A 16,430-nucleotide genomic window follows, 5' to 3' on the forward strand; every position below is an offset into this window, starting at 1 on the left:
CACTCCTGTATAATCAGGTTGTTATATTGATATCCGGTGTTTAAAAACAACAAACTATAAGGAAAAGAAGATGGCTAAGGGGCAATCTCTCCAAGACCCGTTTTTGAATGCGCTGCGCCGTGAGCGGATTCCTGTTTCTATCTATTTGGTGAACGGCATCAAACTGCAGGGTCAGATCGAATCGTTTGACCAGTTTGTCATTTTGCTGAAGAACACCGTGAGCCAGATGGTCTACAAGCACGCCATTTCCACCGTGGTGCCGGCCCGTGCCGTCAACCATCACCAGCACGTCCCTGGCGCAGCTGGCGAAGAACAGGGTGAAGCCGAGGCGTGATATCCCGAGGCGAGACGACTCGCCAACCCAGATTCATCATGATTCCTGTCAAGGAGCAAGCGCTTGTTTGACCGTTATGAAGCCGGCGAACAGGCCGTTCTGGTACATGTCAACTTCAGCGATGAGGGTGAGCGGGAGGATCTGGAAGAGCTCAAGATGTTGGTGAGCTCGGCCGGGGTCAATGCGTTGGGGGTGGTCACCACCAACCGCAGTGCACCCAGCGCCAAATTTTTTGTCGGCAGCGGCAAGGCTGAAGAGATCGCGTCCCAGGTGCAGATGCTGGGCGCCGACGTGGTGATCTTCAACCATGCCCTGACCCCTGCCCAGGAGCGCAATCTGGAACGCCTGTTCCAGTGTCGGGTCGTGGACAGAACCGGCCTGATCCTGGATATCTTTGCCCAGCGCGCCCGTACCCACGAAGGCAAGTTGCAGGTCGAACTGGCCCAGTTACGCCATCTTTCTACTCGCTTGGTGCGAGGCTGGACCCACCTTGAGCGTCAGAAGGGCGGGATCGGTCTGCGCGGCCCGGGCGAAACCCAGCTGGAAACCGACCGCCGCCTGTTGCGTGAACGCATCAAGGCGATTTTGCGTCGGCTCGACAAAGTGGCAAAACAGCGGGAGCAGGGCCGTCGCGCCCGCAACCGCAATGAGGTGCCGACCGTTTCACTGGTGGGTTACACCAACGCCGGAAAGTCCACTTTGTTCAACCAACTTACAGCTGCCAGCGTGTATGCTGCCGACCAATTGTTCGCAACACTGGATCCCACCCTGCGTAAATTGGTGATTCGGGATGTGGGTGATGTGATCTTGGCGGATACAGTTGGATTTATTCGACACTTGCCCCATGATCTGGTCGCTGCCTTCAAGGCGACGCTGCAAGAGACCCGTGAAGCGGACTTGCTGCTGCACCTGGTGGACTGTGCCGATGAGCAGATGCAGGAAAATATCGATTCGGTGCAGCAGGTATTGGCCGAGATTGAGGCCGACGACCGACCCCAGCTGATGATCTGCAACAAGATCGACAAGCTGGCCGATCGTCTGGCGGGTCTGGAGCGGGATGATGAGGGACGCCCGGTGCGGCTCTGGTTGTCTGCCCAGACGGGTGAAGGCTGTGAATACCTGTTTACGGCCCTGACCGAGTTGCTGGCCGGCTCCATGGTGCATCACACCCTGCAGTTGCCCCCTTCGGCCGCCAGATTGCGCAGTGCGCTCTATCGTCTGAAGGGCATTGAACAGGAAGGTTTCAGCGAGGAGGGGGATTTTGTCCTGGAGGTACGCTTGCAGCTTGCCGACTGGAACCGCCTCGTGAAACAGGAAGGCGAGAATTTACAACGCTTTATCAGGCATTGATTCGTCGATGAAGATGAATGCTTACAGGCTTCATCAACGATTGATGGCCAGATAGAGTTGATATCCATCCGCTTGTATTAATGGAGATGCTGATGGCTTGGAATGAGCCTGGAAACAACGGCAAAGACCGTGACCCTTGGGGGAACAACGGCAAGAATCAGGGACCCCCTGATCTGGACGAGATGTTGCGCAAGGTAAGCCGCCGTTTTGGTGGTTTGCTGGGTGGTGGCAAGTCAGGTGGCGAGATGGGCCGTTTTGGTCTCTCTATCGCACTGGTCGTGGCCGTGGTGGTGTGGGTCGTCAGCGGCTTCTACACCATTCGCGAAGCCGAGCGGGGCGTGGTGCTGCGTTTTGGGGAATATTCCCATAACGTGGATCCGGGCCTGCGCTGGAAACCGACCTTCATCGACCGGGTGATCCCGGTGGACGTCGAGTCTGTACGCTCCCTGCCGGCCTCCGGCTTCATGTTGACCCAGGACGAGAACGTGGTGCGGGTCGAGATGGACGTACAGTATCGCGTGGTCGATCCCGAGCAGTACCTGTTCAGCGTCACCAATGCTGACGAGAGTCTGGGTCAGGCCACTGACAGCGCCCTGCGCTATGTGGTGGGTCACACCCGGATGGACGATGTGCTGACCACGGGTCGGGAAAAGGTCCGTCAGGAAACCTGGCAGGTGATCGACAGTATCGTGGAGCCATATCACATGGGTCTGCAGATCGTCGACGTCAACTTCCTGCCGGCGCGTCCGCCGGAAGAGGTGAAAGACGCCTTCGATGACGCCATCTCCGCCCAGGAAGATGAGCAGCGCTTCATTCGTGAAGCGGAAGCCTATGCCCGTGAAGTGGAGCCAAAGGCCCGCGGTTCGGTCAAGCGTCTGGAACAGGAAGCCGAAGGTTACAAGTCCCAGATAGTGCTTAAGGCCAAGGGTGAAGTGGCTCGCTTCAACGAGTTGCTGCCCCAGTATCAGGCCGCGCCCGAGTTGACTCGCGAGCGTATCTACCTGGAAACCATGGAAGAGCTTTATCAACAGGCCAACAAGGTGCTGGTGGACATGCCGGCGGGTAACAACAGCATGATCTATCTGCCGCTCGACAAATTGTCTGGCAAGGCGAATGCGGTACAACCGGCTCGTCCGGCTGGCACGCCGGTAGTTGAATCGACCACGCCGTCCAACGAAGGGGCCAACTCCACACCGACCCCGCTGCGCAGCGGTGACCGTTTCAGCTCAGGGAGAAACTAATAGATGAAAAAAATAGCTATTGGTGTCATCGCTGTGGCCGCCATGGTCTGCTTCTCTTCCATCTTCATCATTGATGAAGGCCAGAAGGGCATAGTGGTGCAGTTTGGCAAGGTGAAGCGGGTTGAATCCGGCGAGCCGCGGCTCTATGAGCCTGGTTTGCACTTCAAGGTGCCGCTCATCGATCAGGTTCGCAAGATGGATGCCCGCATCCAGACCCTGGAAGGCCAGGCGGATCGCTTCGTCACCTCGGAGAAGAAAGACCTCATCATCGACTCCTACGTGAAGTGGAAGATCGAGGACTTCTCCAAGTACTACCTGGCAACCGGTGGTGGCAACAAGATCCAGGCCGAAGACCTGCTCAAGCGCAAGATCAACAACGGTCTGCGTTCCGAGATCGGTAACCGCACCATCAAGGACATAGTCTCTGGTGAGCGCAGTACCGTGATGGAAGATGCCCTGATGAAGATGGCGCGCTCCTCCGAGCTCGGCATCAAGGTGGTCGATGTGCGGATCAAGCAGATCAACCTGCCGGTGGAAGTCTCCAGCTCCATCTATCAGCGGATGCGTGCCGAGCGGACTGCAGTAGCCCGTGAGCATCGCTCCCAGGGCCGCGAGCAGGCCGAAATCCTGCGCGCCGACATCGACCGCAAGGTGACCGTCATGATCGCCGACGCCGAGAGTAATGCGCGTCAGTTGCGTGGTGAAGGGGATGCCGAAGCCGCCAAGATCTATGCCGACAGCTACAAGAAAGACCCCGAGTTTTTCAGCTTCGTGCGTAGCATGGAGGCCTATCGCAAGAGTTTTGCCGGTGGCAACGACCTGATGGTGCTCAAACCAGACAGCGAGTTCTTCCGCTACCTCAAGTCTCCTCACGGCACCAAGCAGTAAGAGACAAGCAATAAGACCAAAGGGCCTGATGATTCAGGCCCTTTTGCTTTATGGTGCCAGACCCCGCCGATACGGGCGGCTTTTTTGTGCAAGGAGCTGGAATGCTGACATCCATCTTGATGGGATTGGGGCTGCTATTGCTGTTTGAAGGGCTTGGCCCCCTGCTGATGCCGAAGGCCTGGCAGCAAATGCTGCGGCTGCTCAGTGATCAACCACCCGAGCAGCTGCGCCGCATCGGTGGTTCGCTGGTGGTGGCGGGCGCTGTGATCCTCTGGATGCTGAGCCATTGAGCCATTGAGCCATTGAGCCATTGAGCCATTGAGCCATTGAGCCATTGAGCCATCTGGCTCAGGCTACCAGCAAAGCACAGACAATAAAAAAGAGGCCCTGGGGCCTCTTTTTTCATCCAGCAGGAGTCGTTGACTCAGGCGCTGCGCTGTACCGCCATCTGGGCCAGGGTTTCCAGCGCCTGCTTGTGCTGGGAGTCCGGCAGGACGGAGAGCGCTGCGATGGCCTTGTCGGCCTCTTGCCGGGCCCGCATGCGGGAGTACTCCAGCGCACCTGTGCGATCCAGAATGGCCAGGATCCGGTCGAGATGCTCCATGCCGTTGCGGTGCTCGATGGCATCGCGCACCAGCTGACGCTCCTCGGGAGAGCCCACTTCCATGGCTCGCAGCAGCGGCAGGGTTGGCTTGCCTTCGGCCAGATCGTCGCCGACGTTCTTGCCCATCTCATCGCTTTGGGAGCAGTAGTCCATCACGTCGTCGATGATCTGGAAGGCGGTACCCAGATACTTGCCGTAGTCGGTCATGGCCTGCTCGACGGGCTCGGGCTGATGGGTCAGCACGGCAGCGAGGCGGGTGGCGGCCTCGAACAGCTTGGCGGTCTTGCAGTAGATGACCGTCATGTAGCTCTGTTCCGTGGTATCCGGATCGTTGCAGTTCATCAGCTGCAACACTTCGCCCTCGGCTATGGTGTTGGTGGCATCCGACAGTATCTCCATCACCTTGAGGTTGGAGAGTTCGCTCATCATCTGGAAGGAGCGGCTGTAGAGGTAGTCACCCACCAGCACGCTGGCGGCATTGCCAAACAGGGCGTTGGCCGTCTCCCGGCCGCGGCGCAGGTCGGATTCGTCGACCACGTCGTCGTGCAGCAGGGTAGAGGTATGAATGAATTCTATGATGGCGGCGAGCTTGAGATGATCCTGACCTTCGTATCCCAATGCGCGGGCGGCCATCACTGTCAGCATGGGGCGCATCCGTTTCCCGCCTGCACTGACAATATAGAAACCCAGCTGGTTGATCAGGCTGACATCGGACTGAAGTCTCGCCAGGATCAGTTCATTCACCGCCGTCATGTCGGCGGCACAGAGCGCACGGATAGTCTGTTGGTCCATAAGTCTCGTAACGTGACGGCAGCAATAACTGCGGTTTTAGTAATGGCGGGGATTCTACACGATTTCACAATGGGTTACAGTTAAGCGTTTATTCACGGCGGCAGATATGCGCACAAAATAAACTTTTTGCTAAATTGGCCTTGCCTGAGCAAATCGATTTGCGTAGAATGCCGGCCCATTGTTATAGGTTTTTGCGCGTGTCTGGCCTTGAGCAAAAGACACGCCTTTACGGAGTTAATCAAATGTACGCGGTATTCCAAAGCGGCGGAAAACAACACCGTGTGGCCGAAGGTCAAATCGTTCGTCTGGAAAAGCTGAACGTTGAGACTGGCGCTACCATCGACTTCAACGAAGTTCTGATGGTTGCTGCAGGCGACACTTTTAAAGTAGGTGCTCCTTTCGTTGAAGGTGGCAAGGTTGTAGCTGAAGTTGTGGCTCACGGCCGTGGCGAGAAAGTGACTATCGTCAAGTTCCGTCGTCGTAAGCACCATCGTAAGCAAGCGGGCCACCGTCAGTGGTTCACTGAAGTCAAAATCACTGGCATCAGCGCTTAATTAGAGGAGTCCGATAGATGGCACACAAAAAAGCTGGCGGTTCATCCCGCAACGGTCGCGATTCTGAAGCTAAACGCCTTGGCGTTAAGCGTTTCGGCGGCGAAACAGTTCTGGCAGGCAGCATCATCGTTCGTCAACGTGGTACCAAGTTCCACGCTGGCACCAACGTTGGTCTGGGCACCGATCACACCCTGTACGCGAAAGCGACTGGCAAGATCCTGTTCGAAGTTAAAGGTCCGCTGAATCGTAAGTACGTTAGCATAGTTGCTGAGTAATTACGGACCGCAAGGATCCGAAGCCCCGCCAACAGGCGGGGCTTTTGTTTTTCTGACGCAGTTTACGAAAAAACGGAACGCAGATGTGCCTGGTGTTGTGCGAGGCATTCATCGCTAAGATGCGTATCGCCCGCAGGGGCCTGTACCACTATAATTGCGTATCGGTTTTTCGAATTAAGGTGACGGTTACCTATGAAGTTTGTTGATGAAGTCCAGATTCGAGTCGATGCCGGTGACGGTGGTAACGGTTGTGTCAGTTTTCGCCGGGAGTTGTATATTCCCAACGGTGGTCCGGATGGCGGAGACGGTGGCGATGGCGGCGATGTCTATCTGGTTGCCGACGAAAACCTGAACACCCTGATCGATTACCGTTTCGAACGCTTCCATGCGGCCGAGCGCGGTGAGAATGGTCGCAGTGCCAACTGTACCGGTCATCGTGGCAAAGACAAGGTACTGCGCGTTCCTGTCGGAACCCGCGCCAGTGACGAAGATACCGGTGAGCGACTGGGCGACCTGACCACTCATGGTCAGAAGTTGATGGTTGCCAAGGGTGGTTTCCACGGTCTGGGCAACACCCGCTTCAAGAGCTCCGTCAACCGGGCGCCGCGCCAGAAGAGCAGCGGTACGCCGGGTGAAGTACGTACCCTGAAGCTGGAACTGTTGCTGCTGGCCGACGTCGGCATGCTGGGTCTGCCCAACGCGGGCAAGTCCACCTTTATCCGCGCCGTCTCTGCGGCCCGTCCGAAAGTGGCTGACTACCCCTTCACCACCCTGGTGCCCAACCTGGGCGTGGTGCGTGGCGAGAACTCCCGCTCCTTCGTGATCGCCGACATTCCGGGTCTGATCGAGGGTGCCGCCGAAGGCGCAGGTCTGGGGATCCGCTTCCTCAAGCACCTGGAGCGTTGCCGCGTGCTGCTTCACCTGGTGGATATCTGCCCGGTAGATGGCTCCGATCCGGCCGTGAATGCCGTGACTATCGTCAAGGAGCTGGAAAAATACAGCCCCGAGCTGGCGGGCAAGCCGCGCTGGCTGGTGTTCAACAAGATGGATCTGATCCTGGAAGAGGAAGCGGTCGAGGTGATGGAGCGCGTCAAGGCTGCGCTGGCATACGAAGGCCCTGTCTACCAGATCACGGCCATCAGCAAGGAAGGCACCAAGAAGGTGTGCTACGACATCCTGGATCTGCTGGATACCATGCCACGCACGCTGGTCGAAGATGCCAAGGACGCCATCGAGAAGGTGGAGTTCAAGTGGGACGATTACCACAAGAACCAGCTGGCCCAGGCCGAAGCTGAGGCCGCAGCGGCTTCCCTGGCCTTCGATGCGACCCTCGACGATGACGACGACTGGGATGATGACGAAGATGATGGCGTTGAAGTCATCTATGTTCGTGACTGATCACCCTGTCCTGCCTGATCGGTGTGGCATCCTGGCCCATCGATGAGAAAAACCGGAGTCTGGCAACAGACTCCGGTTTTTTTATGGGGCCCATCCGACTGGCCCGATCACTATATAGATATATTTCTTATGTCACTTATTGCCTGCCAACCGCAACTGATTATACTGCGCACCTGAATGCAACCTAATTGAAACAATATGCTAACCATTAACAATGAATTGATATGCATATCTGTTTGAGGTCATTCTTATGGAAGGTTTGCCTGTGAAAATATTTATGCTTGGAATGATCCGTTAAAAGCTTGTTTGTGCATTTTATTGGGGTATTCTTGCGCCCGTTTTGCTGGGTGAGAGCATGAATATGCAGGTTTGCCTGGCTAAGGAAAAGTAACATTAAGGCTGTAAACCATGCTGGAAAAGACTCTGCAAGCACCTGCGCTCAATACCCGCCGCAATGTGCTGATGTTCCTGGTCCCGTCACTCATCGGGATCCTGCTGTTCATGACCCCCGTCATCTATGACGGAAACGTCACCATACCCGTCGCCATGCTGGCGAAGCTGGTACAGACGGTGTTTGCCGATTATCTGGTGGCCATGGTCAGTGCCATCATCACCACCACCATGTTGATGACGCTGGTTGCCTGGTTGTTCAAGCCGGCCATCCTGGTCAGGCGCCCCTTCCTCAACAGCCTGTTCAATGTCTCCCCCTTCTGGGCCTGCGTGCGGGTGCTGGGCGGCGTGTTCGTGCTGTTGACCTTCTTTGAGACCGGGCCCGAGGCGCTACGCTCCGGTGCCACCGGTGGCCTGGTGCTGCACGATCTGCTGCCTGTGCTGTTCTCGGTGTTCATTTTCGCCGGTCTGCTGTTGCCTTTGCTGCTGGACTTCGGTCTGCTGGAGTTCGTCGGCACCATGATGACCCGCATCATGCGCCCCGTGTTCCGCCTGCCGGGCCGTTCCGCCGTGGATTGCTTCGCTTCCTGGCTGGGGGATGGCAGTGTCGGCATTCTGCTGACCAGCAAGCAGTACGAAGGCAAGTTCTACACCCAGCGTGAGGCTGCCGTCATAGGCACCACCTTCTCGGCGGTTTCCATTACCTTCTGTCTGGTGGTGATCTCCCAGGTCCGGCTGGAACACATGTTCGTGCCCTTCTACCTGACCGTCTGCCTGGCCGGTGTGGTGGCTGCCATAGTCGTGCCACGCCTGCCGCCGCTCTCCTGGAAGAAGGACGTCTATGCCGATGGCACCCCCCTGTGCCGTCAGCAGGAGTCAGTGCCTCATGAGCACAGCGTGCTGAGCTACGGCTATGAGCGGGCGCTGACCAAGGCCGAAAGCATGACGGACATGGGCGCGGTGGCGCGAGAAGGTGTGAAGAACGCACTCGACATGGTGTTCGGCGTGTTGCCTGTGGTGATGGCCATAGGGACTTGTGCCCTGATGCTGGCCGAGCACACCTCCATCTTCAATTGGTTGGGGGCGCCCTTTGTGCCCTTGCTGGAGCTGCTGCAACTGCCGGATGCGGAAGCCGCCTCCAAGACCATCATGGTGGGCTTCGCCGACATGTTCATCCCGGCCGTGCTGGCATCGACCATAGAGAGCGACATCACCCGCTTCGTGATCGCCGCCATGTCGGTCACCCAGCTCATCTATATGTCGGAAGTGGGTGCCCTGCTGCTGGGCAGCAAGATCCCGGTCAAGCTGTGGGAGCTGTTTGTCATCTTCCTGCTGCGCACCCTGGTCACGCTGCCGGTCATCGCCGGTGTGGCGCATCTGTTGTTCTAGGGCAGTTGTTCTGGATGCAAAACGGTCAACCTGGGTTGGCCGTTTTTTGTGGTCGGCATTAGACCAAAGTGAGTCTTTTTAATAGTGGAGATTTACATTAATGTAACAATCTGAAAAAAGCGTGCCAGCCGAGCAGTAGGCAATTCAAATTGAACGTGGCCAGGAGTCACCCCATGACCTCACTGCTCAGCTACAGGGCCGGTCCCTGCGATCAGCCCCTGCTTCATCAGACCATAGGCGAATACCTGCAAGAGATAGCCGAACGCTTTCCCGAACGGCCCGCCGTTGTGGTGCGCCACCAGCAGATCCGCTGGAACTACCGCGAATACCTGACCCAGATAGACAGGTTGGCGCTGGGCTTGCTGGCGCTCGGCATCCAGCCGGGGGACAGGGTCGGCATCTGGTCACCAAACAACATAGAGTGGTGTCTGGTGCAGTTCGCTACCGCCCGCATCGGCGCCATCATGGTCTGCATCAATCCAGCCTACCGCAGCTACGAGCTGGAGTTTGCCATCAACAACGTGGGCTGTCGTGCCCTCATCTGTGCCAGTGCCTTCAAGGGCAGCGACTACCTCGCCATGCTCAATGAGCTGGCCCCAGAACTGGCCAGTTCGCCACCAGGGCAGCTGGTCAGCGCCCGCTTGCCGAGCCTGGCGATGGTGATCCGGCTCGGTGAGGAGGCCAGCGCCGGCATGCTCAACTTCGGTGCCGTGCTGGCGCTGGGGGACCAGCAGGATCCGGCCCGGCTTGCCCGGGTGGCGGCCGGCCTCAAGCCGGACGATGCCATCAACATCCAGTTCACCTCGGGCACCACGGGCAACCCCAAGGGCGCGACCTTGAGCCACGGCAACATACTCAACAACGGCCGTCAGGTGGCGCGGGGCATGGCGTTCAGCGAGCAGGACAGGCTCTGCATACCTGTGCCGCTCTACCACTGTTTCGGCATGGTGCTCGGCAATCTGGTCTGCATCAGCGTGGGGGCCTGCGCCCTGTTTCCATCGGAGGCATTCGACCCTGTGGTGGCCCTGCAGATGGTGAGCGAGGAGCGTTGCACCGCCCTGCACGGCGTGCCGACCATGTTCATCGCCGAGCTGGAGCTGCCCGGCTTTGCTGAGTTTGATCTCTCCTCCCTGCGCACCGGCATCATGGCCGGGGCCATCTGCCCCGAGCCCTTGATGCGCAAGGTGCAGACCCTGATGCACATGACCGAGGTGACCATAGCCTACGGCCAGACAGAGTGCAGTCCCATCAACCACATGACCGCCATCGATGCGCCACTGGACAAGCGGGTCACCACGGTCGGCCGCGCCCTCGATCACACCGAGATCAAGCTGGTTGATCCGAGTGGCGAGACGGTGGCCATCGGCGAGCGGGGGGAGATCTGCTGTCGCAGCAAGGGGGTGATGCAGGGTTACTGGCAGGATCCTGCCAAGACGGCGGAGACCATAGACGAGGAGGGTTGGCTGCATTCGGGGGACATAGGCATCATGGACGAAGAGGGCTATGTGCAGATCGTCGGGCGCAGCAAGGAGCTGATCATCCGTGGTGGCGAGAACATCTATCCGCGCGAGATAGAGGAGCGGCTCTACGACCATCCGGCGGTGCAGGATGCGGCCGTGTTCGGGGTCGACAGCGAGCGCTATGGCGAGGAGGTGTGCGCCTGGGTCAAGCTCAGGCCCGGGCATGAGATCAGCGAGGAGGAGCTCAAGCACTTCCTGTCGGCCCGCATCGCCTACTTCAAGGTACCCAGGCATATCCGCTTCGTGGAGGAGTACCCCATGACGGTGACCGGCAAGCTGCAGAAGTTCAAGATGCGGGAGGCAATGAGCGATGAGCTGGCCCGCCAGCATGCCGAGGCGACGCGCTGAGGCTGTTCTGGCGCGATAAAAAAGGGCCCGCGGGCCCTTTTTCGTTGCCGGCTGCTTGCTAGCGCGGCGTGATACTCAAGTCCGTGGGGCACTGAATGGTCAGCGAATGGACTGTACTGGCCACGCGATAAGGCTTGCCCGCCTTGTAGAGCTTCTTCTCCTCGTCATAGCTGCCCGTCGTGTACTGGGTGGAGTAGAGCGTCTGCTGACGGCGATCCGTCTCCTTGTAACCCTGGGGGCAGGTCTGGTTGGCCTGATTGAAACAGGCCGCCATGCTGCTGCACTCGATATAGAAGCCGTGCTGGCTGGCATCGGCCAGGTGCACCGGGGTGACTGTGGGCGGGGGCGGCGACAACAGGGAGCAGCCGGACAGCGCCAGTGCGCCCAGCATGATGAGATGTTTTGACATGGATAACCTGAACAGTGTGGTGTGACAAAGAGTGAGGGGGAGTCTTTTGCTCCCCCTTCGCTATAGGGGCACAGTTATAACCAAGCCGGTGCGCTCAGACCAGCGCACAAATGTAAGAAAATATGATCCCGCCCTACGTCAGCGCGGCCAGGAGGGCATCGCTATCCACCTGGTCCAGCTGCTCCGGCGCCAGGAAACGCTCGGCATAGTCGCGCCAGATGCCGCTGCCGACGAACAGGGCAAACAACGCCGGGTCTATGTGCTGCTCGCGCACCATGCTCTGCATGATGGCCAGCGACTGGGCCACCGTCTTGCCCGACTTGTAGGGGCGATCGCTGGCGGTCAGCGCCTCGAAGATGTCGGCGATGGCCATGATGCGGGCCGGAATGCTCATCTGCTGCCCCAGCAACTGACGGGGGTAACCCTTGCCGTCCATGCGCTCATGGTGACCGCCGGCGATCTCGGGCACGCTGCGCAGGTGGCGCGGGAAGGGGAGCCGCTCCAGCATGCGGATGGTCTGGATGATGTGTTCGTTGATCTTGTAGCGCTCCTCCTCGGTGAGGGTGCCGCGGCCTATGGCCAGGTTGTAGCGCTCCCCCCGGTTGTAGAGATGGGGGGGCACCTTGACCTTGAAACCCCAGGGGTTGTGCTCATCCAGGCGGTCGTGAACAGGGCGGGGAATGAGGTGGGCCGCCTTGTCGGCCAGCAGCGGCTCGACGCAGGGCAGCGGCGCGGCGGGCTCGCTCTGGCGCAGCTTGAGTTCCTCCCGACTGATGCCGAGTCTGTCATCTAGGGTGCGCAGCCAGGTGCGGCTGGCGATGGCATCCAGCCGTGTCAGCTTCTCCGGCGCCATCCACTCGCCCCCCAGGTTGCACTCGGCGACGAAGGCAAACTCCTGGTCCAGGGTGCTCCAGAGCGGCGCCACCTCCGCTCTGGCCGCTTCCCGTTCTGACGCCGGCAGGCGGGCCGCCAGCGCCTCTATGTAACCGTCGCGCTTGAGCACCTCGAAGCGGGTGCGGATCTCGTGGATCCGGTCGTAGAGGGTCTCCAGCTTGGTGGCCTTGTCGACCACGAACTCCGGCGTGGTGACCTTGCCGCAGTCGTGCAGCCAGCTCGCGATATGGATGGCCTCCCACTCCTCCTCATTGAGCCGAAAGTCGGCGAACGGGCCCTGTTGCTGGGTACAGGCCGCCTCCGTCAGCATCCGGGTCAGCTCGGGCACGCGCTGGCAGTGACCCCCTGTGTAGGGGCTCTTGGCATCGATCGCGCCGGCCATCAGCTCGATGAAGGACTCCAGCAGCTGTTTCTGCTCCTCCAGCAGGCGCTGGTTCTCGATGGCGGAGGCCGAGGTGCCTGCCAGCGCCTCGATCAGGCTGATGCGCGAGGCCAGCTCGCGGGCGGAGCAGTCGGGCAGGATCAGCAGCAGGCAGCCGATCAGCTCCTGTCTATGGTTGCGCAGGGGCTCGGCCACCAGCTGGCAGGGGCCGGGGAAGGGGCCCCAGCTCGCCAGATGTTGCTGCCAGCCGCGCTCGTCGACGGCCAGGGTGAGTCGCTCTGTCTGGGCCAGCTTGCCGAGCAGCGCCTCCTGCCAGGGGACTTGCCCGGCAGGCAGGGCTTGCTGTCGCCAGCTCGCCTGGACCGCCACCATGCTCTGCTCCTGGGCCAGGTAGAGGCAGCCCCCTTGGGCCTGCACCGCGGCTATGGTCTCCTGCAGTATGCGGCTGAGCAGGGAGTCGAAGCGGTGTTCGGCCGCCAGCGCCCGGCCCATGTTCATGAAGTTGCCCAGGGTCAGCCGCATGCCGGACATGGTACGGGCCAGATCGTCGATCTCGCGGATCGCCGACTCAGGCACCCGGCTCTCGCCGAAGTCGAAGTGCTGGATCCGCTCCGCCTCCTGGGTCAGGGCCAGCAGCGGGGTGGCGGTACGGCGGGAGACCAGCCAGATCACCGGCAGCAGCAACAGCAAGCCCGCCAGCGCCCAGCCGAGATTGACCAGTGCCTCGTCGCGGGCCTGCTGGTAGAGCAGATCGGCCGACACCAGCAGGGCGATATGGAAGGGGGAACCCTCGCCGAGGGGGGAGAGGTTGATCAGCCAGTCGCTGTCATCGGCGGCGGTCAGGTTCAGCTCCACCGGACTGCTCAGCAGGGCGGGTTGGCGGCTGATCTGCTGTTGCAGCCGGGTCAGCACGGGATGGGACAGCGCCGACAGCGTGGGCAGCTGGCTCAGCTGCTCGAAGCTGGGGAGATGCCTGGGATCGGCGGCCAGCAGGGTGGCGTATTCGTCGAACAGGATCACCTGGCTCTGCGCTGGCAAGCGCAGCTTGCCGATCAGGGCCGACAGCCCCTCTACGCTGGTATCCAGCCCGATCACCGCCCGTCTGTCATCGCTCTCCACCGCCAGCGTCATGCCTGGCTCCTTGGTGGTAAAAAAGAGATAGGGACTGGTCGTGGCGATCCCCGTGCGCCAGCGTGCCTGCTTATACCAGTCGCGGCTGCGGGGATCAAACTGGTACAGGGGCATGGCCCGGCGCTCGAGCAGGGTCAGCCGCTGATCGAAGTAGAGAAACTCCCCCTTGCCCTGATGCAGGCTCTGTACCAGCAGGGTGCTGGCGGCGGGCACCTTGTCCAGCTGGGCTCTGGCCCGTTCGGTCAGCTTGCGCAACAGGAAGAAGTCGCCATCCTCATAGCCGGCGTAGATGGCGCCATAGCTGGGGCTGTTGGCCAGCACTTCCGCCAGTTGCGGCAGGTAGCCCAGGCGAGCATCCAGGCTGGTCATGGCCGCCAGCTGGCCGCTGCGCAGCAGGCTGAGGGACATGCGGGCAGGTCGCTCGTTCAGCTGAAGCGCGAGGGACAACTGTTCCCGGTATTGCAGAAAGTTCTGTCGCTCATGCTCCAGCCCCTGGCGCGCCCCTTGCTGGAATTGCAGCGCTATGAGGGCGCTGCCCAGCAGGGTAAACAGCAGGATGAAGAGGGTGGCGATATGCACATAGAAGGGTTTACGACCTGGCCTGGCACTTGTCATGGACGCATCCTTGTCACACGGGCGATTGCAGAGACGATCAACTACCAGTGTGCCAACAGGATGACAGAAAACACAATAAATGATTGAGCGGTATCAGGATATGGCGTCGGATGTGACGGCCCCTGGCGGGGCCGTCTTGGGGATCACGCCAGTACGGCGGCGGGGACCAGGTTGACGGGGGCGTCTTTCACCTCGTGCCACACCTGGTGGCTGTCCTGGTACTTGTAGTTGGCCGTGCCTGACTTCCAGTCTTCGCTGAGCACCATGCGCAGCTCGAAGTTGGGCTGGATCACGGGGCCGATCCCGCCACCTTGCGGCCACTTGATGATGGGATAACCCTGGGCGGTTACCAGGATATGGCACAGCTTGGGCATGACACACATATAGGTGTACTGGCCCTTCAGTTCGGAGGCCATGTCCAGCGGTGGATTGGTTGCCTGGGTCAGGTGAGCGACGCCGTTCACCGTCTCCCCCGGGGTATAGACGGCCAGGTTCAGGTGCAGCAGTTGTGCCCCCGGCATGGCTTTGCCAATCTCGAAAGAGGCGAGGAAGAGGCCGGTCTTGGTGTCTGTGATTGCATTCATGCCTGTATTCTCCTGCAAGAAGAGGGTGTGTGTAGCTCACAACCAGACGACGAGCCACAGCATGCTAGCGCCTGCGGCCGGAGAGGGTAACTGTGCAACTTGTCAGTTGACGCCCCGTCAGGGCTGGCATAGCGCTATCCCACCTGATGCCAGGGCAGGATAAATCAGGCGTGCGGCCTGTGTGACGCTTTCGGTTGTAGGCCTGCCAGAGATTGAGCGGGGCAATTCGCCGGCCCGATGCGTGATTCATTCAGGTATCTCGTGCTACATTGCCCTCCTTGTTACTGGTCTGTGAATCAATGGAGTGACCCATGTCTGCCATCCCCTATTCCGTGCTCGATCTGGTGCCCGTCCCCGAAGGATCCCAGCCGGCCGAGTCGTTCCGTCGTTCGCGCGAGTTGGCGCAACATGCCGAGCGCTGGGGCTACCTGCGTTATTGGCTGGCCGAACACCACAACATGCCGGGCATCGCCAGCGCCGCCACCTCTGTGCTGATCGGCCACCTGGCGGGTGCCACCAACACACTGCGGATCGGTGCTGGCGGCATCATGCTGCCGAACCATTCGCCGCTGGTGATCGCCGAGCAATTCGGCACCCTGGCCTCGCTCTACCCTGATCGCATCGACCTGGGGCTGGGCCGGGCGCCCGGCACAGATCAGCGCACCATGCAGGCGCTACGGCGCCAGCGCAGCGGCGAGGTGGACGAGTTCCCGGCGGATGTGCGCGAGCTGATGAGCTACTTTGGGGACGGGGCGGGAGCGGTACAGGCGGTGCCGGGTCAGGGGTTGCACCTGCCCATCTGGCTGCTGGGCTCCAGCCTCTACAGCGCCCAGCTGGCGGCGGCCATGGGGCTGCCGTTCGGCTTTGCCTCCCACTTCGCCCCCGCCCTGTTGTTGCAGGCACTGGAGATCTACCGTACCCAGTACCGCCCTTCGGTGCGCTGGCCCAAGCCTTATGCCGTGGTCTGCATCAACATGATCGCCGCCGACAGCGAGCGGGAGGCCCGCTTCCAGTTCACCACTGTGCAGCAGCAGTTCCTGCGTCTCTACCGCGGTGACGCGGGCAAGCTGCCCGCGCCCGTGGTCGAGCTGGGGGAAGAGTGGTCACCCCGCGAACTGATGGCGATGGAGCAGACCCTGGCCCGCTCCCTGGTCGGCGATCCGGAGCGGGTGCGTCACGGCCTCAAGGCGCTGCTGGCCGAGACCCGGGCCGATGAGCTGATGTTCAACGGCCCCATCGTCGATCATCAGGCCCGTCTGCGCTCGTTCGAGATTGCGGCCGAGCTGATGAATAGCCTGTAAGCTGGCAGGCAGGGCTTGTCACTGTGGCGGG

15 protein-coding genes are annotated in these 16,430 nt (G+C 60.2%); 11 read left to right on the plus strand and 4 right to left on the minus strand.

All coding sequences use genetic code 11. From position 1 onward, the window contains the following. The first annotated feature begins 70 nt into the window (after positions 1-70). The 5 genes from hfq to BN1118_RS03810 all read left to right on the plus strand — a co-directional run bounded on the left by hfq (position 71) and on the right by BN1118_RS03810 (position 4,103). Positions 71-334 (plus strand): RNA chaperone Hfq, encoded by a 264-nt coding sequence (hfq, locus tag BN1118_RS03790; RefSeq protein ID WP_005311664.1) that lies wholly within the window; start codon positions 71-73, stop codon positions 332-334. 63 nt (positions 335-397) lie between these two features. After that, on the plus strand, positions 398-1,684 hold the full coding sequence (hflX, locus tag BN1118_RS03795) for a ribosome rescue GTPase HflX (RefSeq protein WP_043554641.1): 1,287 nt from the start codon (positions 398-400) through the stop codon (positions 1,682-1,684). 92 nt (positions 1,685-1,776) lie between these two features. Continuing rightward, positions 1,777-2,925, plus strand: a complete 1,149-nt coding sequence (gene hflK / locus BN1118_RS03800; RefSeq protein ID WP_043135178.1) for an FtsH protease activity modulator HflK — start codon at positions 1,777-1,779, stop codon at positions 2,923-2,925. A gap of 3 nt (positions 2,926-2,928) precedes the next feature. Then, on the plus strand, positions 2,929-3,813 hold the full coding sequence (gene hflC, locus BN1118_RS03805) for a protease modulator HflC (RefSeq protein WP_005311670.1): 885 nt from the start codon (positions 2,929-2,931) through the stop codon (positions 3,811-3,813). 101 nt (positions 3,814-3,914) lie between these two features. After that, positions 3,915-4,103 (plus strand): DUF2065 domain-containing protein, encoded by a 189-nt coding sequence (locus BN1118_RS03810; RefSeq protein WP_043135155.1) that lies wholly within the window; start codon positions 3,915-3,917, stop codon positions 4,101-4,103. A 134-nt stretch (positions 4,104-4,237) separates the two neighbouring features. On the opposite strand, the gene ispB is transcribed toward BN1118_RS03810, so the two are convergent. After that, complete coding sequence (gene ispB / locus BN1118_RS03815) at positions 4,238-5,209, minus strand: octaprenyl diphosphate synthase (protein WP_043554642.1); 972 nt, start codon at positions 5,207-5,209, stop codon at positions 4,238-4,240. A gap of 242 nt (positions 5,210-5,451) precedes the next feature. Here ispB and rplU point away from each other — a divergent pair, with 242 nt between their 5' ends. From rplU to BN1118_RS03840, 5 genes are all read left to right on the plus strand, one after another. Beyond that, positions 5,452-5,763 (plus strand): 50S ribosomal protein L21, encoded by a 312-nt coding sequence (gene rplU / locus BN1118_RS20965; RefSeq protein ID WP_005304210.1) that lies wholly within the window; start codon positions 5,452-5,454, stop codon positions 5,761-5,763. A 17-nt stretch (positions 5,764-5,780) separates the two neighbouring features. Beyond that, entirely contained in the window at positions 5,781-6,038 is a 258-nt protein-coding gene (gene rpmA / locus BN1118_RS03825) for a 50S ribosomal protein L27 (protein ID WP_005311678.1), read from the plus strand. Positions 6,039-6,230: 192 nt separating this feature from the next. After that, positions 6,231-7,436: an Obg family GTPase CgtA gene (gene cgtA / locus BN1118_RS03830; protein WP_043135152.1), complete on the plus strand. Its 1,206-nt coding sequence runs from the start codon at positions 6,231-6,233 to the stop codon at positions 7,434-7,436. Between the two features lie 408 nt (positions 7,437-7,844). After that, positions 7,845-9,215 (plus strand): YjiH family protein, encoded by a 1,371-nt coding sequence (locus BN1118_RS03835; RefSeq protein ID WP_043135150.1) that lies wholly within the window; start codon positions 7,845-7,847, stop codon positions 9,213-9,215. Between the two features lie 173 nt (positions 9,216-9,388). Beyond that, entirely contained in the window at positions 9,389-11,083 is a 1,695-nt protein-coding gene (locus BN1118_RS03840; protein WP_043135149.1) for an AMP-binding protein, read from the plus strand. A 58-nt stretch (positions 11,084-11,141) separates the two neighbouring features. Here the strand turns inward: BN1118_RS03840 and BN1118_RS03845 are convergent, their stop codons facing one another. From BN1118_RS03845 to BN1118_RS03855, 3 genes are all read right to left on the minus strand, one after another. Continuing rightward, entirely contained in the window at positions 11,142-11,492 is a 351-nt protein-coding gene (locus BN1118_RS03845; protein WP_043135148.1) for a hypothetical protein, read from the minus strand. A 133-nt stretch (positions 11,493-11,625) separates the two neighbouring features. Continuing rightward, positions 11,626-14,598, minus strand: coding sequence for an HD domain-containing phosphohydrolase (locus BN1118_RS03850; RefSeq protein ID WP_156994814.1), 2,973 nt, complete (start codon positions 14,596-14,598; stop codon positions 11,626-11,628). A gap of 59 nt (positions 14,599-14,657) precedes the next feature. Then, entirely contained in the window at positions 14,658-15,098 is a 441-nt protein-coding gene (locus tag BN1118_RS03855) for a DUF1842 domain-containing protein (protein WP_043135146.1), read from the minus strand. Between the two features lie 311 nt (positions 15,099-15,409). Here BN1118_RS03855 and BN1118_RS03860 point away from each other — a divergent pair, with 311 nt between their 5' ends. Then, on the plus strand, positions 15,410-16,399 hold the full coding sequence (locus BN1118_RS03860) for a luciferase-like monooxygenase (protein WP_043554644.1): 990 nt from the start codon (positions 15,410-15,412) through the stop codon (positions 16,397-16,399). Positions 16,400-16,430 lie beyond the last annotated feature (31 nt).

Origin of the sequence: Aeromonas bestiarum, assembly GCF_000819745.1 — a bacterium.
Classification (GTDB): domain Bacteria; phylum Pseudomonadota; class Gammaproteobacteria; order Enterobacterales; family Aeromonadaceae; genus Aeromonas; species Aeromonas bestiarum.

What these genes read in the sequence shown, in the direction of transcription:
- BN1118_RS03835 (WP_043135150.1), top strand. Translation starts at nt 7,845, where the DNA reads ATGCTGGAAAAGACTCTGCAAGCACCTGCGCTCAATACCCGCCGCAAT.
- hflC (WP_005311670.1), top strand. Translation starts at nt 2,929, where the DNA reads ATGAAAAAAATAGCTATTGGTGTCATCGCTGTGGCCGCCATGGTCTGC.
- hflK (WP_043135178.1), top strand. Translation starts at nt 1,777, where the DNA reads ATGGCTTGGAATGAGCCTGGAAACAACGGCAAAGACCGTGACCCTTGG.
- ispB (WP_043554642.1), bottom strand. Translation starts at nt 5,209, where the DNA reads ATGGACCAACAGACTATCCGTGCGCTCTGTGCCGCCGACATGACGGCG.
- BN1118_RS03840 (WP_043135149.1), top strand. Translation starts at nt 9,389, where the DNA reads ATGACCTCACTGCTCAGCTACAGGGCCGGTCCCTGCGATCAGCCCCTG.
- BN1118_RS03855 (WP_043135146.1), bottom strand. Translation starts at nt 15,098, where the DNA reads ATGAATGCAATCACAGACACCAAGACCGGCCTCTTCCTCGCCTCTTTC.
- cgtA (WP_043135152.1), top strand. Translation starts at nt 6,231, where the DNA reads ATGAAGTTTGTTGATGAAGTCCAGATTCGAGTCGATGCCGGTGACGGT.
- rplU (WP_005304210.1), top strand. Translation starts at nt 5,452, where the DNA reads ATGTACGCGGTATTCCAAAGCGGCGGAAAACAACACCGTGTGGCCGAA.
- BN1118_RS03810 (WP_043135155.1), top strand. Translation starts at nt 3,915, where the DNA reads ATGCTGACATCCATCTTGATGGGATTGGGGCTGCTATTGCTGTTTGAA.
- hfq (WP_005311664.1), top strand. Translation starts at nt 71, where the DNA reads ATGGCTAAGGGGCAATCTCTCCAAGACCCGTTTTTGAATGCGCTGCGC.
- BN1118_RS03860 (WP_043554644.1), top strand. Translation starts at nt 15,410, where the DNA reads ATGTCTGCCATCCCCTATTCCGTGCTCGATCTGGTGCCCGTCCCCGAA.
- BN1118_RS03845 (WP_043135148.1), bottom strand. Translation starts at nt 11,492, where the DNA reads ATGTCAAAACATCTCATCATGCTGGGCGCACTGGCGCTGTCCGGCTGC.
- rpmA (WP_005311678.1), top strand. Translation starts at nt 5,781, where the DNA reads ATGGCACACAAAAAAGCTGGCGGTTCATCCCGCAACGGTCGCGATTCT.